This window comes from Paenibacillus litoralis, from assembly GCF_046244365.1.
In the GTDB taxonomy this organism is placed as follows: Bacteria; Bacillota; Bacilli; order Paenibacillales; family NBRC-103111; genus Paenibacillus_V.
On sequence record NZ_CP176395.1, the window covers coordinates 8547574 to 8572073 of the forward strand.

19 protein-coding genes are annotated in these 24500 nt (G+C 56.0%); 4 read left to right on the plus strand and 15 right to left on the minus strand.

From position 1 onward, the window contains the following. Positions 1 to 43: 43 nt before the first annotated feature. On the plus strand, positions 44 to 1801 hold the full coding sequence (locus tag ACKGJP_RS36080) for a methyl-accepting chemotaxis protein (protein WP_409343512.1): 1758 nt from the start codon (positions 44 to 46) through the stop codon (positions 1799 to 1801). A 91-nt stretch (positions 1802 to 1892) separates the two neighbouring features. On the opposite strand, the gene ACKGJP_RS36085 is transcribed toward ACKGJP_RS36080, so the two are convergent. From ACKGJP_RS36085 to ACKGJP_RS36095, 3 genes are all read right to left on the minus strand, one after another. Further along, the gene (locus ACKGJP_RS36085) at positions 1893 to 3596 is read right to left on the minus strand and encodes a DUF2339 domain-containing protein (RefSeq protein WP_409343513.1); all 1704 of its coding nucleotides are present in this window, start codon (positions 3594 to 3596) and stop codon (positions 1893 to 1895) included. A gap of 153 nt (positions 3597 to 3749) precedes the next feature. Continuing rightward, the gene (locus tag ACKGJP_RS36090; RefSeq protein ID WP_409343514.1) at positions 3750 to 4124 is read right to left on the minus strand and encodes a hypothetical protein; all 375 of its coding nucleotides are present in this window, start codon (positions 4122 to 4124) and stop codon (positions 3750 to 3752) included. After that, entirely contained in the window at positions 4103 to 4423 is a 321-nt protein-coding gene (locus ACKGJP_RS36095) for a hypothetical protein (protein ID WP_409343515.1), read from the minus strand. Before ACKGJP_RS36095 ends, ACKGJP_RS36090 begins: the two co-directional genes overlap by 22 nt. Positions 4424 to 4625: 202 nt before the next feature. Between ACKGJP_RS36095 and ACKGJP_RS36100 the strand changes: the two genes are divergently transcribed. Further along, complete coding sequence (locus tag ACKGJP_RS36100; RefSeq protein WP_409343516.1) at positions 4626 to 6479, plus strand: hypothetical protein; 1854 nt, start codon at positions 4626 to 4628, stop codon at positions 6477 to 6479. 19 nt (positions 6480 to 6498) lie between these two features. Further along, positions 6499 to 7479 (plus strand): immunoglobulin-like domain-containing protein, encoded by a 981-nt coding sequence (locus ACKGJP_RS36105; RefSeq protein WP_409343517.1) that lies wholly within the window; start codon positions 6499 to 6501, stop codon positions 7477 to 7479. A 338-nt stretch (positions 7480 to 7817) separates the two neighbouring features. Here ACKGJP_RS36105 and ACKGJP_RS36110 read toward each other — a convergent pair whose 3' ends face one another. From ACKGJP_RS36110 to ACKGJP_RS36145, 8 genes are all read right to left on the minus strand, one after another. Continuing rightward, complete coding sequence (locus ACKGJP_RS36110; RefSeq protein WP_409343518.1) at positions 7818 to 9350, minus strand: cation acetate symporter; 1533 nt, start codon at positions 9348 to 9350, stop codon at positions 7818 to 7820. A 3-nt stretch (positions 9351 to 9353) separates the two neighbouring features. Then, entirely contained in the window at positions 9354 to 9683 is a 330-nt protein-coding gene (locus tag ACKGJP_RS36115) for a DUF485 domain-containing protein (RefSeq protein WP_409343519.1), read from the minus strand. A gap of 162 nt (positions 9684 to 9845) precedes the next feature. Then, complete coding sequence (locus ACKGJP_RS36120; RefSeq protein ID WP_409347349.1) at positions 9846 to 10634, minus strand: LytR/AlgR family response regulator transcription factor; 789 nt, start codon at positions 10632 to 10634, stop codon at positions 9846 to 9848. Continuing rightward, the gene (locus tag ACKGJP_RS36125) at positions 10603 to 12378 is read right to left on the minus strand and encodes a LytS/YhcK type 5TM receptor domain-containing protein (RefSeq protein WP_409343520.1); all 1776 of its coding nucleotides are present in this window, start codon (positions 12376 to 12378) and stop codon (positions 10603 to 10605) included. Before ACKGJP_RS36125 ends, ACKGJP_RS36120 begins: the two co-directional genes overlap by 32 nt. Before the next feature lie 553 nt (positions 12379 to 12931). Then, a complete protein-coding gene (locus ACKGJP_RS36130) occupies positions 12932 to 13600 on the minus strand; it encodes a response regulator (RefSeq protein ID WP_409343521.1) in 669 nt (222 codons plus the stop codon). Beyond that, entirely contained in the window at positions 13566 to 14951 is a 1386-nt protein-coding gene (locus tag ACKGJP_RS36135; protein WP_409343522.1) for a sensor histidine kinase, read from the minus strand. The genes ACKGJP_RS36130 and ACKGJP_RS36135 overlap by 35 nt, the downstream gene beginning before the upstream one ends. Positions 14952 to 15256: 305 nt before the next feature. Next, on the minus strand, positions 15257 to 16417 hold the full coding sequence (locus ACKGJP_RS36140) for a YeiH family protein (RefSeq protein ID WP_409343523.1): 1161 nt from the start codon (positions 16415 to 16417) through the stop codon (positions 15257 to 15259). 128 nt (positions 16418 to 16545) lie between these two features. After that, the gene (locus ACKGJP_RS36145; RefSeq protein WP_409343524.1) at positions 16546 to 18000 is read right to left on the minus strand and encodes a DHA2 family efflux MFS transporter permease subunit; all 1455 of its coding nucleotides are present in this window, start codon (positions 17998 to 18000) and stop codon (positions 16546 to 16548) included. A 148-nt stretch (positions 18001 to 18148) separates the two neighbouring features. Between ACKGJP_RS36145 and ACKGJP_RS36150 the strand changes: the two genes are divergently transcribed. Next, on the plus strand, positions 18149 to 18712 hold the full coding sequence (locus ACKGJP_RS36150) for a PadR family transcriptional regulator (RefSeq protein ID WP_409343525.1): 564 nt from the start codon (positions 18149 to 18151) through the stop codon (positions 18710 to 18712). A gap of 771 nt (positions 18713 to 19483) precedes the next feature. On the opposite strand, the gene ACKGJP_RS36155 is transcribed toward ACKGJP_RS36150, so the two are convergent. From ACKGJP_RS36155 to ACKGJP_RS36170, 4 genes are all read right to left on the minus strand, one after another. Further along, positions 19484 to 20221, minus strand: a complete 738-nt coding sequence (locus ACKGJP_RS36155; protein WP_409343526.1) for a nucleoside phosphorylase — start codon at positions 20219 to 20221, stop codon at positions 19484 to 19486. A 751-nt stretch (positions 20222 to 20972) separates the two neighbouring features. Continuing rightward, on the minus strand, positions 20973 to 21896 hold the full coding sequence (locus ACKGJP_RS36160; protein ID WP_409343527.1) for an ABC transporter permease: 924 nt from the start codon (positions 21894 to 21896) through the stop codon (positions 20973 to 20975). Next, complete coding sequence (locus ACKGJP_RS36165; protein WP_409343528.1) at positions 21880 to 22947, minus strand: ABC transporter permease; 1068 nt, start codon at positions 22945 to 22947, stop codon at positions 21880 to 21882. Before ACKGJP_RS36165 ends, ACKGJP_RS36160 begins: the two co-directional genes overlap by 17 nt. Beyond that, a complete protein-coding gene (locus ACKGJP_RS36170) occupies positions 22940 to 24442 on the minus strand; it encodes an ABC transporter ATP-binding protein (protein ID WP_409343529.1) in 1503 nt (500 codons plus the stop codon). Before ACKGJP_RS36170 ends, ACKGJP_RS36165 begins: the two co-directional genes overlap by 8 nt. Between the last annotated feature and the right edge of the window lie 58 nt (positions 24443 to 24500).

Sequence of the window (24500 nt, forward strand, 5' to 3'; positions counted from 1 at the left end):
CTCCAATCTTCATCATTTGCAGCTGCCGCAGGAGGACATGCCTATGAGTACATTACGGTCATTCCGCTTTACCAATACGATTCGCTTTAAGCTGCTTGCCGCTTGCTTGTTTCTATTAATCGTTCCGATTCTCGTCGTCGGTACGGTCAGCTACGACGCTTCAAAGAAGGAGTCCGACGCCTTAATCGAGAAAAACATCCGCAATAACGTCCAATTTGCCGTCGAGCTGGCAAACTCGTTCACCGAATCGGTCCGCAATGGGACGATGAAGGAGGAAGACGCGCAAGAACGGGTCAAATCCCTGCTGCTCGGGCCAAAACAGGACGGCAAACGTCCGATCAACGCCAACATCGATCTCGGACCTAACGGCTACTTCTACGTGCTCGACCAGAAAGGCGTTCTTCTCGCGCACCCGCTTCTCGAAGGACAGAACATATGGGACAAGAAGTCGTCGGACGGTACATACTACATTCAAGAGATCATCGACCACGCCGTGCATGACGGAGGCGGCTTCACTTACTACAAGTGGCCGCTCCCCAATTCCGAGACGGAAGAGATGAAAGTCGTTTACGGCGCCTACTTTGCCGAGTGGGAGTGGGTCATTGCCGCAGGCTCCTACATGATCGATTACAACGCCGGACAAACGCATATTTTCAAGGTGATTATTCTTACGCTCGCAGCCTGCGTGGCAGTCGGGTTTCTGTTCTCGCTGCTGTTCGCCAGACATATCGCCCGCCCGTTGGTCCGGGTAACCGCAGAGACCCGCCGCATCGCGGATGGCGACTTGACCGAGACGGAGCTCCGCATTCGCAACAATGACGAAATTGGCCGGCTTGCCGGCATGTTCGGGCAAATGCGCGGCAGCCTCCGGCAGCTCGTGAACCAAATCGGCGGAAGCTCCGATCAGGTTTCCGGCAGAACGGCCCGCTTGTCCGCCTCCATCCAAGAAATCACGCAAGCGTCGAATCAGATCGCTTCCTCCATTCACGACATTTCCGCCGCCACGCATACGCAGGCGTCGAATGTAGAGGAAAGCGCCAATGCCATGGAAGAAATGGCGGCAGGCATTCAGCGTATAGCGGAGACGTCCTCATCCGCTCTCGAGGTATCGGAAAGTACGGCTCGCGAAGCGGAGCAAGGACAGCAGCAGATCAAGCTGTCCATCCGTCAAATGGATGCGCTGCGCACGACGGTAAACGATCTGGCCGGCGTCATTCGCCTGCTCGACGACCGCTCGCATCAAATCGGCGATATCGTGCAGGCCATAACGGAAATCGCCGACCAGACTAACCTGCTGGCGCTTAACGCCGCGATCGAAGCGGCTCGGGCAGGCGAGTCCGGCAAAGGATTCGCAGTCGTCGCGACGGAGGTCCGGAAGCTGGCCGAGCGTTCGAGCCAATCCGCCCAGCAGGTGGCCGAGCTGATCGCCGTGATACAGGACAATATCTCTTTCGCCGTCAAGGAGATGGCCCGGAGCGATCAGGAGGTCAACACCGGCGTAGAGTCCGTAACGAATTCGGGGATTGCTTTCGAGCATATTCTCCTAGCGACGAAGCAGGTCGTCGAGCATATTCAGGAAGCCTCCGCCGCTTCGGAACAAATGTCGGCCAGCGCTCAGCAGGTCGCCGCTTCGCTGCAGGATATGCGTAAAATGGCCGGCGAATCGGCCTCTGCTGCGCAGACGATTTCCGGCTTCACGGAGGAACAGCTCGCCGCGATGGAAGAGGTCGAATCGGCCTCCAAAGCGATAAGCGGCATGGCTCTGGAGCTGCAGCAGGCGGCTCACCGGTTCAAGCTGTAGCGTATTTTATAAAGGCCGTACCGCGGAGAAAGACTTCTCTGCGGTACGGCCTTTGTTTTTATTGGTGCACGACCAAACCCAAAATACTCCCCTAGCTATCCGCCTTCCTGGCGGCCTCCTCTTCCTCGATCAGCGCCCTCCGCGCTTTGGAAAGCTCGGGCTGCTCTTTGAACGGTTCCGCATTCATGTCCTCCTGCGCCTCCGCTTCAGCCGCTCCCCCGACGAAATATCCCGCCTGCGGCTGCTTGCTCATCCATCTGCTGTTGATATACGTAATCGCCAAGGAAATGACGCCGAGCGCGAACAGCACGATGACCTTGTAAATCGTGTCCTCTCCGGCCAGGTCGAAGAGCAGCGTTTTGGCCGCCATCAGAATCAACACCGCCGAACCGAACACCCGAAACACCCTCTGCTTGCTGTAAGCTCCCCACAAAAACAGCAGAAGTGCATAAATACCCCAAGTCACCGATAACGTAAGCGCCAAATCGAATACCCGGTCCACGCGATACTCTTCGAACACGTTGGAAACCTGCACCGTCAGCAGTCCCCCGACGATCAAATGGCTCAGCACCGCGTACAGATTCGCAAGCAGCGGGTTGTTCCAGCCGCCGCCGCTCATTTTCACCTTCGTGGCGAAATAGAAGCCTAGTCCGGCAAGCACCGCCCAAGCCATGGCCCCCCAGTTCAAAAAGGGAATATACACACCGAACCATTCTCCGCGAGGCGTATCCCATGTCACGACCATCCAATAACAGCCCACGAAGAACCAAACGAGGACGGAAGCCAGCTTGAGGGCGTCGATCCGCTTTTTTTGACCGGCCGCTATGAGCAGCACCGCGACCAGCCCCCAGAAATAAACGCTGAGCAGCGGCTTGATCTCCAGCCCTTTGCCAATCTGCGAGCCGGCCAGCAGCAGCAGGAACAAGCCGCCGAACGATTTGGTCAGCACCGGCATGCTGTATGCGTCTCGGGTTACCCGATAGACGACATACGCTAGCGCCACATAAGACAGCCCCATAACCGCGAGCGGGTAAGCAAACGGCAGGTATCCGTCCAGCAGCGCAACTGTCCATAAGCCGTATATAACGGCATTCGCGAAGCCGAGATACAAGTTAAGCCCATCGAACTTCTTGCCGCCCCGCCAGGACGACAGCACGAAGCCTAGCAGGTAGAATACATAAGCGGCGGTTGCGTAGCGGAACGGCATGCTCCAGATCCGGCTCACATCCGGCTCAAAATGCACGTAGTAGACGACATACAGCAGCCACGTTCCGGCAAACGCCAGCAGCCGAAGCTCCGTCCAGCTCTGGCGGATACTCAGGAAGAAGAAGGCCGTATTCAAAACGAGCAGATACAGGAACAGCGTAAATACCTGATCGCTCTCCGAGCGCAGCACCAACGGGGCAACAAGCGAGCCTAAGAGCACGATATTAATCAGCGTGCGAAGCCCAAACCGGTATGCAGCCCAGGCAAGCAGCACCGTTACCGCCATCATGCACAAAAACACCGTCATGGCATCCCACAGCGCATCATAAATACCGGCAAACGTAAACGTCGCGTACACGATCGCCGATCCCAAGCCGCATACAATCTCGCCCGCCAGCCGGGCGCGCCCGATCGCCAGCTTCATGCCGAGGGCGGCAAGTCCGGCACCTACAATAAGCCCCAACCCGATTTTCAGTTCTTCCGTGAACCAGTATTGATCGAACGTAAATTTAAACAAATACACGAATGCACTGATGATAAAAAGCGCACCGAGCAGCGATGTCCAATGCTTCCGAACCAAGTCGTTCATCGATAAGCCTCCTCGAGATCCTTCGCTTCGGTATGCCCTAACTCCGGGCGCTAGCCGTCAGCGATATAAGGACCAGGTCTTATCTTCCATTTTACGGATTGCCTCGGAATGCATAAGTACTAACTTTTTCTAGTACTACAGGGCTCGGCAAGCTTACAAAGCGGGACGGCAGCGAGCCAGATCGCCCTTGCATTTAAGCAGCGCCAGCTTGCAAGTCGCCAAATCCTTTGTGCATTCCGCCAATATCGTCTGCGATTTGGCAAGCGCCGTACGCAGATCCGTCAGCTGCGTATCGAGCTGCAGCGCCTGCGCATCGAGCTTCTTGAGCTTTCTTCCGCACGCCTCGACGGAACGCCTGCAGCTTGCCGTACGCTCCGGAAGAGTTGCAAGCCTTCTCAGGCATTTGCTTAACCGATCCTTTTTGCCGATTGGCGTAACAGTCCCGGGTGTTCGGCGGCTCCACTTCGAACGCGCCGACTCCTCCTTTCCGATTCTCGCCAGCCGGTTTAAGAAAGCGACATTCGGCATGCGATCACATCCGATTTGCATTTCGACAGCTCGAACACGCACAGCTCGAGTTCCTCGCGGCACAAATTAATTTGCGCCTCCGTCCGCGCGAGCTCGGCTTCCAGCTGGGCAAGCTGCGCCTTACGCAGCCGGTTTTGGTCGGCTTTAAGACGTGCGGCCTCCCTGCAGGCTTTCAACTCCCCTCTGCATTTCATGAGCTCCGTGCGCTTGACGGCCAGTTCCGTCTCGCATTTATTCAAGCGTTCCTGATAAGTCGCCGGGTCTAACGGGCTGAGCGCCGACAATCGTAATCTGCGCACCTTCATCCCCTCGCCTTTTTTTCATATATAGTACTCTTGGGTCTTCCCCCATGCTCTCGGCGTTTATCACTACGAGTGGGAAACCGTTCGCTTTAAGAAAACGGGTGATTTCCGAATATCCGTTTATAGCCGCCAAAGCAACTTTTTGGGGAGGGCCGGCGTCCAATACATAAGGAAAAATATGATCGATTAGGGGGCGAAAATGGGACGGTTTATCAAACTAGTCGCGCTTGCCATGGTTGCGGACGTTTTCTTGTCGGCGCTGATCGGGATTGGCGTGTACGCCGGCTTTTCCGTTTACCCGTTCGCGGCGCCGGTCGGGCAATCGGCGGACAGCTTTTCCTTCCATATGACGATTCCGTTATGGATGCCTTCCATCCAGGACGTCAAGACGCCGCTCACCTTTCTGCAGGCTTCTTCCGGGGCGAACATGGTTTGGACGGTTATCGGCTCCCTTCTGGCTGCGGTCGTTCTCAGCTTCATACGGGGCATGTATTTAGGAGGCATGAACGGCTTGCTGCATAACAAGTCCGTCTCCCTGTGGAGCTGCGGATGTTACTATTTCAACCGGATGCTTGGCTGGACTTTGATTTATGCTTTAATAACCGGGATAGCTATGCTGGCGGCGGCCGCTTTGGGGCCGTTAGGTTTTCTGCTGCTGCTCCTATTGTTCTTCTATTCCTTGACACCCTATATCATCGTGCTGCTGGACATCGGGCTAGGAGAAGCGATCTCCCGTTCGCCCGGCATCTTTCGGCTTTACTTCACGCGGCTGTTAGGGCTCGCCTTGTTAGCCGCCGTGCTTACCCTTTGTGTAAGCTTCATGAATACCGCTGCCGAGCCGTACCGCTATTTCTTTGTCATGCTGTTCTACAGTGCCGTCGGATCGGCGCTGATTCGGGAGCTCATGAGCCGTTTAGCCATGCTGCTGAAAAAAGACCGGGCTGCGCTTCCGCCGACTCCCGTTCCTGTCGCGAAAGAATCTAGGCTGGGCATGACAGGCGGCTATATGCTCCTGCCCGTTCTCCCGCTGCTCGGCATCGCTTTCGCTTCGGGCTACCATTTGCAGGCTCTGGATTGGGGAGTCAAACAAAGCCGGACGGGGATTTCGTTCGGCAACGGATTTTCGGACGCTTTCTATGCATCGGATCAGCAGTATACTTCTTATATCTGGGATCAGCAATCGTATCGCTTAGAGATCTCTCTGCCCGACTTGTCTGACGGAGATGGGCCCGACGAAATACGCGGCTTCGGCCAAATCCGATGGAATGTAGATCAAGACGTGATTACGAGGCTCGGCCAAAATTCGACCCAGCACAGAATTGTGCCTACTTTAGTGAAAGATACGTTCTACTACCGCCTCAAACGAGAGCAAAGCGATGACGGCTCCTTCTACTACTCCAGCAGGCATGGCGTGGTCGGCACCCTGCCCTCAGGCCGGAAGCAGCGGGAGCCCTTGTCCGTGGTCATGACCGTATCGGGAGACGGAAGCAGCGTATTTCTGCTGCAGCATCCGGCGCGCTTCGAGCCTTGGCAGGTTTACCGGGTATCTCCGGACGGCTCGTTCCTGATCCCGAAAACCAATCAGGTCAATCCGAACGATTTCCACTACTACTGGTTTGCCAACAATCTGCAGAAAGAAGAGATGTTCCGCTTTCTACAGGATAAGAACGCCCAGAACGGTTTCTTCAAGAAGGAGCGCCTCTACGTGCTGCTGGCTGCCGCGCTTCAGGAAGCGGACGGGGAAATGGTCAAACGGCTGCTGGACGCGATGCGAGGGGGCGAAGCAACCGTAAACGCCCCTTCTTGGGACGCGCAGCAGTGGACCGCTCAGCTTCGGGATCGGTATGCCGGTACGGATGTTCAGGGGATGCTTCCTTATATAACGAAGGCAGGCGAGCAAGGAGGCCATGAGGCGGAGCGGCTCTCCGCCCAGGACGGCAACGAACAGTTCCGGATTCGTGTGGCGTTTCCCGATGGAGCGGCAGCGATAACCTATACCGAGAGCAACCATCTTCTGAAGCAGCTCAGCGTCGAAATGGAAGGCAGGCATTGATGAACAGGAGGCTATTGCCTTGAATATTTCCATCGTCATCCTACTCGCCTTGATTCTTACTTCGGGCTTCGCTAATGAACCTGCATACGATGCATCCGACAGGAGCGGCCGTTCCGTGCCGATTCCTTCCTTCCGGCCCTCCGCGGTCGGTGACCCGTCTAAGCCTGCTCCCCCGCCAAACGAGCCGGAACAACCCGAAGTGCCGCAGCTGAAGCCTTCCGAGTATGGCGAACCTACGGGCAAATGGTTCCGTAAGAGCAGCGGAAACGAAGACCCTTTTAGCCATTTACCTCAAAAAGAAACGAATGAAACGGCTGGGGAGGGCTCCATCCGGTTCACGGTACTCCCTGTTCACCATCCGGGGACGGAGCTTCAGGTTCGGGTCGATCAAGCTCCCCCCGCACATTTGAAAATGCGTCTTCAGCTGACGAAGCGCGGTACGGACTTCCAGCGAACGGCTCTTCTGAAGGAACGTACACTGACAAAGAATGCGCTCTGGAAATTGAACTTGTTTCCCGAACGTTTACCGGATGAGGATGACTCTATCTATGTGGTAAGCGCCGAGCTGCTGGGAGAGGATGGAACGGTAGAGGATACGGCAACAAGGACGATCGTCGTCCCGAAAGACCCGAAGCAAAGCAGCCCCGAGCTGACCTTAAACGCCGGACTGTTCATCGGCAGTAGCGAATACAAACCAGGCGATGAATTGATTATGACGGTCAAAAATGCGGGGTCTACCACCCTAGTGACAGGGAAATATTATCAGATCGAAAAATTGGACACGGGCAAATGGCGGAAAATAACATTCGATGCACTCTTTGATGCGATAGCCATTTATGTTAAGCCGGGGACTCTATATGTGCATTCCGTTCACCTTCCCGATCTCGAGGAAGGACGTTATCGGATCGTCAAAACGATTCAAGTGAAAGATACATCCATGAACGTCGCATTGGCAGGAGTTTACCGTTCGGAAATAATCTGGCTATATAAGTTGAACTAATAGATAAGGGAGACAGAATGAAATGGAGAAAGGGAATTGCCTTGCAGCGAGTTTTGGCTTTGCGTTTCTCCCTTCCGAAGGCCCATCCAATGAGAGAAACGCAAAACAAGATGTTTGAAGCGGCAAGGCAATCCCTTTCGGAATGAAATGGACTCCCCATTCATTGGTTCAACTTATATAGAACGAAAAAGGCTGTCGTTATATGAGCGGAACCGAATGTGCCCGTCCCATAAAGACAAACAAAGAAGCCTCCAAAACCACTATCAAAGTGGCAATGGAAGCTTCTTTTTCTGTGAATTCAGCAGTCGAAGCATGCCCCAAACCTCATAATTCCCGAATCAATGTACTTCCTGCATTCCCGTATTGGCTCTCACCATGATTTCATCGTACTTCTTATCATCCCGTTTGGTGGAGAGCAAGGTGCCGACGAAGGCTCCTGCAAACCCTAGCGGGATGGATATAATGCCCGGGTTGGTAAGGGAAATGAGCGGCGTACCCACGAAAATCGCCTTGCCGGCCACCGGATCCCATACGTTCGGGCTGATCATGACCAGCGCCAAAGCGCCGATCAAGCCGACAAGCATGCCTGTCACGGCTCCAGCCGTATTGAAGCGCCGCCAAAACACGGTGAACACGAGCACCGGCAGATTGGCGCTTGCCGCAACGGCGAATGCCAGCGCAACCAGGAAAGCTACGTTCATCTTCTGGGCGAACAGCGCCAGCACAATGGAAATGAGCGCCACGCCGACGGATGCCAGCTTCGCGGACCGAACCTGCTCCTTCTCCGACGCCTTCCCCTTACGGACGATGTGGCCGTAGAAATCATGGGCGAATGCCGAAGCTGCGGATAAGACGAGGCCTGCAACTACGGCAAGAATCGTTGCAAAGGCCACAGCCGAAACGAATGCGAACAGGAAGTCCCCGCCGAGCGTTTTGGCAAGAAGAGGTGCCGCCATATTGCCTGCCGCATTCGCATTTATGATGACATCGTTGCCGACGAATGCAGCCGCTCCAAAACCTAGGAACACCGTCATCACATAAAACAGCCCGATAATCCATGTCGCGACAACAACCGACTTTCTGGCGGTTTGGGCATCTTTCACGGTAAAGAAACGAATGAGGATATGCGGAAGCCCCGCCGTGCCTAAAACAAGCGCCAGATTGAGCGATATCGTATCCAGCCCGTTCTTGAACTTGTTCCCCGGATTCAGGAACGCTTCCTTGAGGGGCGTTGCGGTACGCATCTGCTCGAACATATGAAAGATATTGAAATCGAATTTAGCGAATACGATCAAAGAAATGATGAATGTACCCGCCAGCAGCAGGACGCATTTAATAATTTGCACCCAGCTCGTCGCCGTCATCCCGCCGAACACCACATAAACCGTCATAAGGAGGCCGACGATCAGTACGGAGGTCGTATAGTCCAGTCCGAGGAGCAGCTTGATCAGCGCTCCCGCTCCGACCAATTGGGCGATCATATAGAAGATCGAGATCGTAATCGAATTCAGCGCGGCGACCCCCCGCACCTTCTTGTCGTCGAACCGTGCCGCGATCATATCCGCCATCGTATATTTACCCAAATTGCGCAGCGGCTCGGCAATCAAATAGAGCACGACGAGATAAGCGACAAGAAAGCCGATGCTGTAGAAGAACCCGTCAAAACCATAGAGCGCCACCATCCCGGCTATTCCCAAGAAGGAAGCCGCAGACATATAATCGCCGGCGATGGCAAGCCCGTTCTGCCAGCCGGTCAAGCCGCCTCCGGCCGTATAGAACTCGCTGGCCGTTTTCGTCTTCCTAGCCGCATAATACGTGATGACAAGCGTCCCCGCTACGATGGCCAGAAATAATAGAAATGCCGTGTTCATCGATTATCCCGCCTTTCGTTCGCTTGGTTTCGATTCCGCCTTAATTTGCTCCGACAACGCATCGAACTCGGCCGCTTTACGCGAATATAACGAGCATAGCACCCAGGTCATGACGAACTGCGCAAAAGCAAACACCCACGCCCATGTAATCGAGCCTATTGCATTCTCATTCAGCACCTTCGTGTACGAAGTCATAATCGGAAGGATGAAATAAAACACCAAGAAGAAAATAGCCATCGGTAAAATAAACCGCTTTTTCTTTGCCATCAGCCTCTGGAATAATTCAGATTTCACGATGTCGCTGTAAGGAGTCTGCCCGGATTGTTCCTTCATCATTTCCCTCCTAAACGATCTAATCCATTTCGATAGCACCACTTTGTAAGCGCTTAATTATAGTAGCACGAGTGCTCCGATTCCATGCGATTCTCGGCGCGAAATGTCATAAATCGTTCCTCAATCTCAAAAAAACAAGCCCGAACCGCCGTTCAGGCTTGTCTACTTGCCTTCCAGCCGTTTGATCAGCCCCTTGGCCGCCACCCGCGACAAAGGAATCCGGCTGCGCTTGGCGTCCTTCAGGATGACGTTATAAGCACCGTTAAACCAAGGCTCGATTTCGTCGATGAAGTCGAGGTTGACCAGATAGCTGCGATGGGTTCGAAAAAAAGAATGCCCGATCAGCTTTTCCTCCAGCTCTTGAAGCGTCTGTCTCGTCGTATGCGTCTGCCCGCCCTCCAGATGAATCAGCGTCAGTTTCTCTTCTTTAACGGCATAGCCGATTCTCGCCGGATCGACAACGACCATGCGGCTGCCGTCATCTACCAATAATTTCGGTTTGTTTGCAAATAAGGAGGTTTTGATGGCAGGCGCTTGCGCGGGCACCGCTGCATAAACGGACGGCTTCACGGTATCGCCAGGTGCTGCCCGCATTTTGCGGATCCGTTGCAGGGTTTGTCGAAGACGCTCCTCGTCATACGGCTTCAACAAATAATCGGCCGCTTCAAGCTTGAACGCTTCTACGGCGTATTGCTCGTAAGCCGTTGCAAAGACAATAAAGGGTCTCGGATCGAGGTTCATCAGACTCTTCGCAGCCTGCACCCCATCCAGCCCCGGCATATGGATATCCAGAAAGATTGCATCCGGCTTGTGCGCATCCGCCAGCTCGAGCAGCTCCACACCGTTCGTTGCGGCCGGAAGAAGCTCGACATCCCGCTCCTGAGACAGCAAGTAAATGAGCTCTTCGCGCGCCAACCTTTCATCCTCGGCAATCATAACCTTCATTCGCAGCTTCACACCTTTCGTCTGGATAAGGGATCGTACACTCCATGCGGGCACCCCCGCCCGGAGGATTGGTGAATATCAAGCCTGCCTCCGGCCCAAGCAGGCTGGTCAACCGGCGATTGACGTTATAGATCCCTAAACCTGTACTTTCGCTGCCTGTTACCGGCGTTTGCCCTAATGTTTCCAATAGGCTGATCGGAAATCCGTTCCCGTTATCGCTGACTGCGATATGAACCCCGTTCTCTCTCCGCCGCAGCAAAACGTGAATCTCGCCTCTGTCCGTCCTCCCCTTAAAACCGTGATGAATACAGTTCTCCACCAGAGGCTGAAGCGTGGACGGCGGGATGACAGCGCCCTCCAATCCGGGTTCGCATTGGCAATCGACATACAGCTGATCCTCAAACCGAATGTTGACGATACCAAGGTAGGTTTGCAAATGCTCGAGTTCCTTGTACAGCGGGACGAGCGGCGATTGGGTCATCGTTAAGTTCATCCGCATGTAATTCCCTAGCTGTACCGTGACTCGCCTGGCTTCTTCCGGCTTGACGCGAATCAACGTGACGATGGCATTCAGCGTATTGAACAAAAAGTGCGGATTGATTTGCGCCTGCAGCGCCTTTAGTTCCGCATCCTTCATCAAGCTCCTCAGCTGCTCGGCCATCGCGATATCCAGCTGATTGGAAATCAGTTTGCTCAGCCCTTTGGCAAAAGCCTCCTCCACCGGGCGGATCTGACGTACGCTCGGGTAGTACAGTTTCATGAGCCCGGCAACTTGTCCGCCGCTTCGGAACGGCACGATGATGGCTGCGCCGATGGCGGGGTGATGCGGTTGAATTTGCTCTTTCTTGGCGGCGATTTGAATGTCGCCGGTTTGAATGGCCAGCCGGGACAGCTCCGTAACCATGAGCTCGCCTTGAACGTGCCGCGTCGTGCCAAGCCCCACGTAAGCTAAGATTTTTTCCGTATCCGTTACGGCTACAGCTGCGGCGCCAAGCTCCCGGCGTAAAATATTGGCTGTCGCTTCGGCCGTCTCGAAGGTCAAGCCCCGTTTCAAATAGGGTAGCGCCATCTCCGCAATGTGAAGCGCCCGCTGCGTCTCCGATGCCGCCGCCCTCTCTTCTTCCTTCATGGCAGCCAGAATCATGGCGACGAAAATACCGACGCCGATACTGTTGGCCGCCACCATCGGAATCCCTATCAAGTCGACCGCGCGAATCGCGGAAGACGATGATTCGTTGACGATGAGAATGACGCCCATCTGCAGAATCGGCGCGAAGAGGCTGATAAATAAAGCCTTCACCGGGGCAATCACTCTTTCTTCCGCGAAAAAACGAGCCACCAGCCCTGCAAGAAGCCCTATGATCGGCGTAGAGAACGCATCGGCGGTACCTGTGAGGCCGCCCAGCCAGTAAGCGTGAATACCGGAAATTAGGCCTGCGCCCGTTCCGACGGCAACCCCTCCGAGCAGACCCGCCATCATTACGCCGATCAGCGCGGAATCCGCCATTGCCTCATAAGGCTGCAGGGAAACCGCAAGAAAGGAGGAATCGAATCCGTTCTCCGTCGTAACTACCCCTGCGTAGGTACCTGCGATACTAATCAAGCCGAAGAATAGGGAAAACGTAATCCCCGTTCGCCAGTCCAGCCGCCGGTCAAGCAAATACCGAAACTGAGGGATTCGCGTAAGGATGAACGTAATCAATAGCAGGATGCCCATCCGCTCAATAAGCAGCAAAGTTAATTGCTCCACCGGCTTTCCTCCCCCTGCTTCCATCTTGCTTATTGCATGTAAAACCATTATAACCAGAAGATTATTTTTGACCAGACATCCGTATGTAAACTTCGCATCGTTTCAAGGATCGCTCGAAGGATCGCCTTATGCCTCCCGTCACCCAGGTTGATTTTATAGACGACGTGAAAGACTGCTAAATCCGCCCGACAGTCCATTTTTTGAAAATTAAACGACGCAAAAGACCCCTAATTCGTCATAATCACTGAAAATCGGTTACTTTCATAAGTTTAAGAGCCTTTGGGGTCTTCTATATTACCCGAAAACGGATTATTCCAAGAAATAAGAGACGTTTGCGTCTTCTAACTCACGGTCGCCAGTAGCCCTGGTCGGCGCTGGACGTCACTGGCTAGAAAATGCGTACCGCTAAGCTCGGGCTCGGGCTATGGCTGCGCACTACGGGCTACCGGCCACGGGCTACTGGCTGCGAGCTACCGGCTGCAGCTACGGCCACGGGCTACCGGCTCGTCACCAGCACGAAAAAAGCTCCGCGTCGCGAGACCGGAGCTTCCCTCTATTTATCTTTCTCGTCGAAAAAACCCATGTCGCGGGCTTTCTTCGCCGCGTCCTTGCTGCTGCCGCCGCCAAGCTTCTTGAGGACGTTACCGACATGCACCTTGATGGTGCGGATGGAAAGGACGAGCTTGTTGGCTATGTCCGTCTGCGTATAACCGCGGTCGATCATCTCCAATACTTGCAGCTCCGCCGGCGTAATTTTGTCGCGCACCTCTTTGACCTGCACTTGCCGCTCAAACTGCTTCAGCCGCTTAAATTCCTCGCGCATTTGCTCGGCGACCGATGCGTGTATCGAAGAGCGGTTCAGATAGGCGCCGCGGATCGACGCCGGAATTTCGGCGAAATCCGATTTTACGACATAGTCCGTCGCGCCAGCCTGGAAGGCGCTGAACACGACGTCGTTCTCTCGCAGCGAGCTGAGCATGATCACTTTGGCCGTGCACGTTCGGCATACTTCCTCCGTCAGCCAAATCCCCTCCATGCTGCTGGCCAGCATAATGTCCATCAGCACGATGTCGGGCTCATGCCCGCGAATGGCCGCAAGCGCATCTTCAGCCGTACTGGCTTGCGCAACGACTGCAATATCCGGCTCCTTCGCCAAATAGGCGGCGAGTCCGCGCAGCCAATCCGGATCATCCTCGACGATCAGCACCCGTACGGGTTCCATGCGACCCTCTCCTTCTCTTGGTGAAATAGAGAGAAACCGCCGTTCCCCTCCCCGGCTCGCTGTCGATTTCCAGCTTGCCGCCGTGTTTGTTCATGACATTATAGCAATAGGCGAGCCCGAGGCCGAAATTGAGCCGCCCCCCGCCGCCTTTTGTCGAATAGAAAGGCTCCAATACCTGCTTCTGATGCCGCTTGTCAATGCCGGGACCGGTGTCCCGCACTTCGATGACGGCGTGCTTTTTGGTTTCATACAGGCGCAGCAGCAGCGACCCGTCCTTCGGCATGGCTTCGGCCGCGTTCATGATCAGATTATTGATCGTTTCCGCGATCTGCGCGCGGTCAAGCGAAAGCTCGACCTCGTCCTTCAGCTCGGTCCTGACTTCCAAATGGCGTATATACGGCTCCAACTGCTCAAGCAGCTCGCGGATCATCTCCGCAGGCCGGTGAAGGCCGATGGAGAGGGCCAAATCCTGCGTCTGCTCGTGAACGCGCGAGATCATCTCTTGAATATGCCGGGACGCGTTCTGGATCACCTTAATATCCGCCGCCAGCTCCGTCTGGTTCGTTTCCGATGCGTAAGCCGCGATTTTTTCGGAGAACAGCTTCATTTTGCCCACGTCGTTCTTGATGGCATGATTAAGGATCGACGTACCCGAGGTAATGGCCCGGATCGTCACGTCCAGACGTTTTTTCTCGATCAGGAATTGAATGCCCATGAAGCCGTATTTGAAAATGGCAACCAGAAACAAAAGCACTGCGTACGCGATAATCCACGTGTTATAGCGCCACATTTCCCGGAAACCGAGAAGCGGCAGCACGTAATTCATGACGGCGCAGAAGACGACGGTCGGTACGACGATCAGAATGACGAGCATATGATTGCGGCGCAGCGAACGCGTCGGCTCCCGCTTGAACATTACGAGCAGCGAGCCCGCCGCTACGTAAGGAAGCGCCCAAAGCGCCGCGACCGGGTAGCTGACCGGATGAATCGGCTTGACGAACAGGAGCATGGCCGCGATCGGAAGGAGCAGAGCCGGAACCGAATAGCCCATCCACGGCCGGGCTGCGGCAGGCGTATTGTAGCATAGGGCAAACAAGGCGAATGAATATGGCATGCCGTAGTATTGCATCAGCGAAGATAAGATTCGCAAGCCGTCCAGCAGCTTTTGCACGGTGGCGTTAGCGCCTTGTTCGATTGCGTAGGGCAATATCGAATCGCCGATCACCGCCGAGAGCGCACCGGATCCGCCGCAGAACGCTACCGCGCTCAACCACCGGATCGAGCTTTTGCGCGGATCCGACAGGAGCAGCACGACGCCGATCAGCCATAAAGCGATCCATACGAACAGCATGCTTCTTTCCTCCGTTATCGTGAGGGTGGCTTTGCTTTAGTATAGCATGCGCGTCTCTCTTACACACCCCCGCGAATATCTCTGCTCACGCCGAAGCGGAGCCGCTCCCCATTGAGGAACCGCTCCGCTTTTGCTTTGCCGGGCTATCATTAGAACAGCTCATCCGTTCCATCGTGCGCAAAGTGACGGCTATGTCGTGACCCCTCTTGCCGTGCTCTGATGCCGCAGTGTGCCGTTTTCAAACCGAAGGATACCCCTTCCCCATAGTACGTTAACCGGCTATGGCCGCAGGAAGGCATTCAACCTTAAGCCATGCCGAACGCCAGCACGAGCACATAACCGAGACCCGCTAGCAGCAGTGAGCCGATTAAAGAGGCTGCGAACGGTCTTGCACCCAGTCTGCGAAACGCCGCCGCATCGACATTCAAACCCAGACCGGCCATAGCCGACGCAATAAGCATATAGGCCGCCACAACGATCAGATCGGCTGCGCGCTGCGGCACCACATCGAGCGAATGCAGCCCGCTCACCGCCAAAAAACCGAAAATAAACCAAGGGATCGGGAGCGAGCGGAGAAATCCGCTGCGCTCGGCGGCATGTTCTTCCGAAGAGGAGGAATGGCCGTCCGCGGATAGCGCAACCCGCTTTCTCCGTTCCTTCCGCTGCGCCCAAACACCTATCAACACGGCAACCGGGACAAGCATGGCCACCCTCGTCAGCTTCACGACGACTGCGGTATCGACCGCCTCGCCTCCTCCCGGAGCGGCAGCCGCAATCGCATGAGCGATTTCATGCAGCGTCCCCCCGGCAAACACCCCGTACCCGTAAGGCGACAAGCCGAGCACCGGGTATAGGAACGTGTAGGCAAGCGTAAACATCGTCCCCAGCACGGCGATCGTGGCGGCCGCGACGGCCGTTTCCTCATCCGTCGCCTTCAATTGAGGCGATACGGCGACTACCGCCGCCGCTCCGCAAATCGCGGTCCCGCATGCCGTCAGCATGCCCAGACGTGAATCAACGCCCAGCAAGCGCGCAAGCAGATAAACGACCCCCAGCGCAAAAGCGATGTTGATTGCGGCGATCGCTGCCGCCTTCGGACCCGCCCCGGCGATGTCGCTCCAGTTAAGCCGCATGCCGAGTAAAATGATGCCGAGGCGCAAAAGCTTTTTGCTGGAAAACGCGATGCCGGGTGCCGCTTTTACAGGTACGCCGACGGAAGCCCGCCAAACCATACCCAATACAATAGCCAGTACCAGTTGGCCCATTATCGTCAAATAAGGCAGGGAAGCCAGCAGCTTGGCGATGACGGCCAGACCGACCGTTAACGCAAGCCCAAGCGTAATGCCGTTTGTAGGAATGCGGCTCCAAGCCGTTTTCCGCGACGGCGCCGTCTGCGGACCTTTCAAGGAAGCTGCAGGCTGAGAAAAAATAGTTCGGTGGAGCCGGTTGTCCGGTATCCGTTTCATGATGAAGGTCTCCTTTACAGCTGATATGGCTGCATGCATGCGTGGCTAGCATCGTTTACAGCTTCAACTATAAAGGGCCGGCTCCGGTTTGTGAAATTCCGATCCGTTATGAAAACGATCAATGTTCCTTATGCGGTCTTTTGCTGTCCAGCCGCCGCACCGCCGGCATTCCTGCGCAGAAGGAAAACGAGAGGGATGCATAGAATCATAATAACGGTCGCCAGCATATACACATCGTTCACTCCAAGCGTAAAGGATTGAAGCGCAATGACGGGCTGGCTGCCTCCTGATGCGGCAAGCTCCGCGCTATGCGTAGCCATTCTGGATGCAAGCATCGAAGAGAACAAGCCGATTGAGAACGAAGCGATAACTTGCCGAACCCAGTTGTTGATGGACGAGGCTTGCCCGGACAGTGTCCGAGGTACACTCATCATGCCCGCATTGCTTGCAGGCATCGTCGAAAGCGAAATGCCGATGTTGCGGACCGACATCCAGAACATGACATAGCCGTGGGACACGTCAACCGTGAGTCGTCCCATTTCGTATGTGCCTAAGGCAATTAGCGCAACGCCCGCCAGGATAAGCCAGAACGGACCGACCTTTACGTATAGCTTGCCCGTTATCGGCATCATGATCGCCATGACCATCGAGGACGGCAGCAAAATCAGCCCGGCCTCAAGAGGCGACGCATGCTGAATCGTTTGCAGGAACAGCGGAGTCAGAAAGCTGCCTGCGTACAGGCCGACCGTTATGATGCTGCTGAGCACCAGGCTTGTCGAATAACGCGCGTTGTGCAGAACGCGCAGCTGCAGCAGGGGCTGCTCGATCCGAAGCTGGCGCCGGATGAACACAACGAGCGCCAGCAGTCCGAATCCGGCCAAACCAAGCAGCCGAGCGGACGTCCATCCCCAGTTATGCCCTTCGCTGAAGGCGACGAGCAGCGAAAGACTGCCTACGACGACCGTAACAAGCCCGAAAGCGTCGAACGATTTCGGCACGTTCAATTTATAATAAGGCACAAGCCACAAGACGATAAGGATCGCGACGATTCCGATCGGCACGTTCATCAGGAACAGCCACTGCCAGTTGAACGTCTCGATGAGCCATCCGCTCAAGGTAGGTCCGATCGCCGGAGCCAGCATGGCCGAAAGCGACCAGAGGCTCATCGCGAATGGTTGCCTTTCCCGCGGGATAACCTGATAAATGATCGTCATCGTCGCAGGCATTACCAGCCCGCTGAACGAACCTTGAAGCATACGGAATACGATCAAGGATCGGGCATCCCACGCAAAGGCGCACAAGCCCGAAAAAAGCGTAAAGCCGATCAGCGCAAAAACATACAGCCTTTTATAACTGAACCGGTCGCCGAAATAACCTACCAGAGGGGCCACCGTCCCCGTCATCAGCATAAAGCCCGTCATCGTCCATTGAATGGTGCTGAGAGGACTTTCAAAATGGTCCATGAGCATGGGAATCGCTACATTGACCGTCGTGTTCGCCAGAACGGCAAGGAAGGTTCCGAAAAAAATAGCGATCATGACCGGCCAAAATCGTATGGTTTGCTGCTGCTCATCCGGCTTCATAGCTCATCCCCCTTTTATGTTGAAACGCGTTCGGATTTCTGCATCGCGCATTTGCTCATATGTATGAATTTACATATACTTATAGCACGCAACCTAGCATACTGCCATTCTTATTAGATGTCAAAGTATACATATGGAGGATTTTACATTGAATACACTTTCATTCGGACTTCTTTGCATGCTTTCCCGGGGCTCCTACTCGGGATATGATCTGATGCTGAAGCTCCAGCCGTTCTGGCAAGCCAAGCACAGCCAGATTTATCCGCTGCTGGCCAAGCTGGACAAGGAAGGCTACGTCGAGCACATCAAAATCGAGCAGTCCGACAAGCCGGACAAAAAAGTATACTCCCTTACGGACAAAGGCCGGGAAGCGCTGATCGAATGGGTGCCGGAGCCGGCCGACGAGCCGCCTACGACGCGCGACGAAATCAATCTAAAAGCCTACGCCATGTGGATGGTCAGCGATATGGATACCCTGCGGCATCTGTTCGAAGCGAAAGCCGCCCATCACCGCGACAAGCTGGTTTATTACGATAGCCTGCTCAATCAAGTAAAGCTGGAGAGCGGTGAAAGCTTGGAGGAGGTCGATTCGAAAAACTTCGGCAGATATATTTTGATCCGGAAGGCGATCGCCATGGCTAAAACCCACATTGACTGGTGCGAATGGGTGCTGTCTTTCTTCGACCGGCATAGGAGCCGCGAGGGGGGATAGGGGATAGGGTCTTGCCAGGGCGCAGGCGGCGAACTTCCGCCTCCGCCGACGGTAACGATGACGTCCGCGGCCTGCTTCTTCAGCTTTTCTGGCCCGACCTTTCGAACAATCCGAGGCCACGGTAACCTCGCAGCCGCAGCTGCTAAGGTAACTATGGTACCCGGTAGCTTAGATAACTACGTTTGCCTCCACTATGTGACGCAGATGCCGAAATGGTTAAGCGAATTTTTCGAGGAACCTCCGGTTTCGTTCGCCGTACTAGTTGCGAATATCGCCATTGGTTTACTTTCTCGCTGCTCCTCCGCGGATCCGCACGTTGAACGAATGAAACACTAAATGGAATGATTCCAGTAATTTTTGCTTTTAAAAAATTGATCAGTAATGAACTGGAATTTCTCCATCTAATTCGACCTTAACTTGCGCATAAACGGTATTTATAACCTAAATAACTGGAGTTTTTCCATTAAGATTGCTATAAATCAATAAACGCGGCGTTTTTAGCTGGAGTTTTTCCATTTGGTAAGTATGTTGCTTATGCCTGCAGCAGAGACGATACTCCTGAGAAACCGAACCATCGGGTCGTGAACGGTACCTATCTCCCCTCGATATCTTGTTCGTCGCGGCACCACTGCCATGGAAACGAGCCCCCTATCCCGGAAGGACAACTAGCTCAAGCCTATATTCCGCAGCTTCGCACAGAAAAAAGACCTCCATCCCTTGGCTGAAGGGGATTGGAGGTCTTTTCGCCGTCCGGCAATGGCCGGGCTGCCGTTACTGCGCTGCGTCCCGCTTTGCGAGATCGGTCAACGCCCGCAGCGCGATATCGATCTCGCGCTCGACCGCCTGCGTGACGACATCCGTATGCGGATCGTACTCCGCCGCCAAATCGCTGTCGGCGAAGCCGTCGATCGCTACAATCGCGCCCGCGCGGGCGCCCCGCAACGATGCGACGACGTACAGCGCCGCAATTTCCATCTCGACGGCCAGTACGCCGGCCTTCTTGTATTTCTTATGCGGCAGCTCTTCCACGCCCGCAAAAAACACGTCGTAGCAAACGGTAATCCCTTTGCGCACGACGCCTGACGCGTCTGACGCCGCTTGCGCGAGCGCATCCACAACCGCGCCGTCCGCCACCGCCGGGAAGCCGACCGGCACCAGCTGGCGCGTCAGCCCTTCCTCTCGCGCAGCCGCCGTGCTGATGACGAGGCTGCCGGACGGAATGTCCTCATGGTACGAGCCGGCCGTCCCGACGCGAATCAGCGTCTTCACGCCGGCGCGGATCAGCTCCTCGAAGCAGACCGCCGCTCCCGGCGAACCGACGCCATGGCTAACGACGGCAATACGCACGCCGTCGTACTCGCCGACGAAAGTGCGGTACTCCCTGGCGAATGCAAGCTCCTTAGCGTCGCTCAGCTTGGCCGCAATCGCCTGCGCGCGACGCGGGTCCCCGCATACGATCGCATAAGCGGGCATATCTTCGGAATGTATTTGTAAAATCGGTAAGTACATCGATTTCGTTCTCCTTTTCCTTCCGTTTTCGGATGACTGAAACGTTCATTGCCGCTAGGTTATTTTCCGCAAACAGGCGGTTTTCCGCCGACGATTCCATGCAATTAGGAGCCTTTAGCGTCGCCTAATCCGCACGTTTTGCCGTTTGCAGAGAATTAGCAGTCTTCAACGTCTCTTAATACCCACATCCAACCGCTTTCCCGCCAATTCCATGCAATTAAGAGCCTTTAGCGTCGCCTAATCTGCACGTTTCCACCATTTTCAGGAGATTAGCAGTCTCTAACGTCTTCTAATTCGTCCCTCACCGGCCTCCGGAGAAGGACTCATTACAGCACCCGCATATGCTGCTACTGCGACTGCAGCTCGTCCCTCTCCGTCCATCCGCCAGACAGGAGCGCACCTTGCCTTGCCTTGCCTTGCCTTGCCCTGCCTTGCCTGCCTTGCCTTGCCCTGCCTTGCCCTGCCTTGCCTTGCCCTGCCTTGCCTGCCTTGCCTTGCCCTGCCTTGCCCTGCCTTGCCCTGCCTTGCCTTGCCTTGCCCTGCCTTGCCCTGCCTTGCCCTGCCTTGCCTTGCCCTGCCTTGCCTTGCCTTGCCCTGCCCTGCCCTGCCCTGCCCTGCCTTGCCTTGCCATGCCCTGCCTTGCCATGCCCTGCCCTGCCCTGCCTTGCCTTGCCTTGCCTTGTCCTGCCCTGCCCTGCCTTGCCCTACCCTACCCTACCTTACCTTGCCGGCCGCTTCGCCAGCGTATCCTTTAGCGCGAGCTGCCGCTCGTTTTTTGCGCTTCGGCCAAGTAGCCCTTGTCTTTAAAGAAGAATAGCGAAGCGAGCGTTACGACGTAAGGAATCATCATCGTAAACTGCGTCGGAATCGATAACCCCTGCAACCGGATACTGATGGCATCCATGAAGCCGAACAAGAGGCTCGCTCCCATCGTACCGACCGGACTCGACTGGCCGAGCATCATCGCGACGAGGGCAATGAAGCCGCGCCCCGACGTCATCCCCTCGGAGAACATCGTCACCTGACCCAGCGACAGCTGAGCGCCCGCAAGTCCGCATAGCGCGCCGCAAGCCAGAATCGCGCCGTACTGATAGCGGCGGATACCGATGCCCATGCTTTTGGCCGCGATGCCGTTCTCGCCCACCGCCAGCAGCCGGAATCCGGCAATCGTCTTGAACAGGAACAAATGCAGTCCCAGCACGATGACGAACGTCAAATAAACGAGCGGAGAATGTCCTGACAGAACGCCCCCGAGCCACGGGATATCCTGAATGAGCGGAATGTCCCATTTGGGCAGTCCGACCATGTTCTTATCGTAATACGTGCCTTTTACATGAAAAATGGCCCTTAAGCAGAAGGTCGTCAAGCCGAGCGCCAAAAAGTTCAGCGAAATCCCGACGACGATCGGATTCGCCTGCAGATGGATGCTGACGTAGCCGAACAGAAGCGAAAATACCATGACGCACAGCACGGCAAAAAGCACGGCGAACGCCACATTGCCCGTCAAATAATTGCCGAGTATCCCCGAGAATGCCCCGACCAGCACCATGCCCTCCAGGCCTACGTTAAACACGCCGGCTCTGGCGCATAGCGCGCCGCCAAGAGCAGCCAGCAAAATCGGCGTCACCATCCGGATGGTCGAATTAAACAGCGCGATATCAAACAGCTGATCCACGGTCGTTCCTCGCTTTCCTCCGTTTGATGAACGAATAACCGAATTTGGCCGATACGAAAACGACGATGACGGCCTGAATAACGCTGGCGATCTCCAGCGGGACCTCCGTGTTCCGCTCCACGCCCATCGCTCCCGTCTGCAAGGCGGCCAGCAAAATGGACGCCAATCCCGCGCCGATCGGGTTGGAATTGGCGAGCAGCGCCGCCATCAGGCCCGACCAGGCGTACCCCGGCGTCACAAGCGCGCCGTCCAGGTAGCGGTACTGCATGCCGAGCACCTCGACCGTACCGGCTAATCCGGCAAGGCCGCCGCTGATCAGCATGCCCGCAAGCATGACCGGGACGCGGCGAACGCCGCCGTAAGAGGCAAACTGGCCGTTGCTCCCCGTCATCGTCAGATTGTAGCCGAAGACGGTTCTCCGTACGATCCAGAACAACAAGACGACGGCCACCGCCGCGAACAGGAAGCCCGCATGCAGGCTGGAACCGCTAAACAGCTTCGGCAGCCACGCCCCCTTCTCGATCATCGGGGTTTGCGCCAGCGCGGCCGAGCCGCTCGAATCCTTAAACGGCTTCGCCACCAGATAGCCGGCAAAATAAATCGCTACGTAGTTTAGCAGCAGGGTCGAAATGAGCAAATTAATTTTGTACTTGGCGTCCAGCCAGCCTGCGAATGCCGCCCATAAGCCGCCTGCCGCAACTCCTGCGAGGATCGCCGCAATCAGCTTAAGCCAGCCCGGACCCGGCATATACAGAGCCGTTAAAGCGGCGGATACGGCGCCCAGCACCATTTGGCCCTCCGCTCCCATATTGAAAAAGCCCGCGCGAAACGCCATGGACAGCCCCAGTGCGATCAGCATGATCGGAGTCGCGCGCGTCAGCGTGTTCGTTACGTAGTAGAAGCTGCCGAACGCGCCCTTCCACATTTCGGCGTACGTTTCGCCGACCGACGCCCCGACCAGCAGCACGGCGACCGCGCCCACCAGCAGACCGAACAAGAGCGCCATGACGGGATGCAGCAGCGATGAGGCCCATTCTTTGCGCTTATTCATGCTTTCTATTCCCTCCAGCCATGAGCAGACTGATGGCTTCTTCGGTCGCCTCATGACCGTCAAGCTCACCGGCAATACGTCCTTCGTACATGACGAGAATACGGTCGGACAGTTTCATTACTTCGGAAAGCTCGGACGAGACGAGCAAAATCGCTCCCCCCGCGGCCCTCTTATCGAGCAGCTGCTTATGGATGAACTCCATCGCCCCGATATCGACTCCCCGCGTCGGCTCCGCCGCGATCAGGAACGGCGTTTCTTGCGCCAGCTCCCTCGCCACGATCAGCTTTTGCAGGTTGCCGCCGGACAAATTTTGCGCTTTTTCCTGAACGGAAGCCGTTTTGACGCTGAATTTCTCGATCCATCCCGCAACTACGCTTTGCATGCGTTTCTTCTCCAGCACGCCCGATCGGCTAAGTTTGCGCTGATGGCCCATCAGTCCGTTCTCCACGAGCGTCCGGTCTTTGGCCGTCCCCCACTGGTAGCGGTCCTCCGGGATGTGGGCGAGCCCCGCCTCGCGGATCGCCCCGGGCAGCCGGTTCGTAACGTCGACGCCGTTCAGCGCAACGCTTCCTTCATCGGCCCGGCGAAGGCCGCATAGGCTCTGAATGAGCTCGGTTTGCCCGTTGCCGGATACGCCGGCGATGCCGACGATCTCTCCCTGCGCCACCTCAAAGCTGACGTCGCCGACAACCGGATTCCCTTTCTCTCCCCGCACGGTTAGCTTGCCGACCCGCAGCGCGGCCGAACCCCTATCCTGCCTGCTTTTATTCCATGCCGCCAGCTCGCGGCCGACCATGAGACGGGACAGCTCCTCCACATTCGTTTCCGTCTTGTCGAGTACCCCGGTCACCTGTCCGCCGCGAAGCACCGTGATCCGGTCGGCGACCTCCATGACCTCATGCAGCTTGTGCGTAATCAAAATAATGCTCTTCCCTTGTCCGGCCAAACGGCGGATCGCCGCCAGCAGCTCCTTGACCTCCAGCGGCGTCAACACCGCTGTGGGCTCGTCCAGCACGATCATGTCCGCGCCCTGATGCAGCACCTTCAGGATTTCCACCCGCTGCTGCGCCCCGAGCGAACAATCCCCAGCCTTTCGGTTCGGCTCGACCGGTATGCCGTAAGTTCGGCTAAGCTCGTTGACCCGCTCCACCGCTTTGCGCCGGTCGAACCAAGCGCCCTTGACCGGCTCGGAGCCGATCACGACGTTCTCCGCCACGGTGAAGCTCGGAAACAGCATAAAGTGCTGATGCACCATGCCGATTCCGCTCGCGATGGCCTCGCGCGGCGTGCCGAACGCCACTTCCTTGCCGCGAATCCGGATCGCGCCCGACGTCGGCTGCTCCATCCCGTACAGAATGCGCATAAGCGTCGTTTTGCCGGCGCCGTTCTCCCCGACGATCGCGTGCACTTCGCCTTCCCTCAGCGTAAAATCGACCGCCTTGTTGGCGGTCAGTTCTCCGTACGTTTTCGTTATTTGCTCCATCTGCAGCAGCATGGCCGGTTCCCCTCCGCATGGTTTGAGAATGAGGAAACCGACTGCCGCAACGGCGGCA

Coding starts and splice junctions, on each gene's coding strand:
- ACKGJP_RS36080 (WP_409343512.1), top strand. CDS start 44: ATGAGTACATTACGGTCATTCCGCTTTACCAATACGATTCGCTTTAAG.
- ACKGJP_RS36085 (WP_409343513.1), bottom strand. CDS start 3,596: ATGAACGACTTGGTTCGGAAGCATTGGACATCGCTGCTCGGTGCGCTT.
- ACKGJP_RS36090 (WP_409343514.1), bottom strand. CDS start 4,124: ATGCCGAATGTCGCTTTCTTAAACCGGCTGGCGAGAATCGGAAAGGAG.
- ACKGJP_RS36100 (WP_409343516.1), top strand. CDS start 4,626: ATGGGACGGTTTATCAAACTAGTCGCGCTTGCCATGGTTGCGGACGTT.
- ACKGJP_RS36110 (WP_409343518.1), bottom strand. CDS start 9,350: ATGAACACGGCATTTCTATTATTTCTGGCCATCGTAGCGGGGACGCTT.
- ACKGJP_RS36115 (WP_409343519.1), bottom strand. CDS start 9,683: ATGAAGGAACAATCCGGGCAGACTCCTTACAGCGACATCGTGAAATCT.
- ACKGJP_RS36130 (WP_409343521.1), bottom strand. CDS start 13,600: ATGGAACCCGTACGGGTGCTGATCGTCGAGGATGATCCGGATTGGCTG.
- ACKGJP_RS36135 (WP_409343522.1), bottom strand. CDS start 14,951: ATGCTGTTCGTATGGATCGCTTTATGGCTGATCGGCGTCGTGCTGCTC.
- ACKGJP_RS36140 (WP_409343523.1), bottom strand. CDS start 16,417: ATGAAACGGATACCGGACAACCGGCTCCACCGAACTATTTTTTCTCAG.
- ACKGJP_RS36145 (WP_409343524.1), bottom strand. CDS start 18,000: ATGAAGCCGGATGAGCAGCAGCAAACCATACGATTTTGGCCGGTCATG.
- ACKGJP_RS36155 (WP_409343526.1), bottom strand. CDS start 20,221: ATGTACTTACCGATTTTACAAATACATTCCGAAGATATGCCCGCTTAT.
- ACKGJP_RS36165 (WP_409343528.1), bottom strand. CDS start 22,947: ATGAATAAGCGCAAAGAATGGGCCTCATCGCTGCTGCATCCCGTCATG.
- ACKGJP_RS36170 (WP_409343529.1), bottom strand. CDS start 24,442: ATGCTGCTGCAGATGGAGCAAATAACGAAAACGTACGGAGAACTGACC.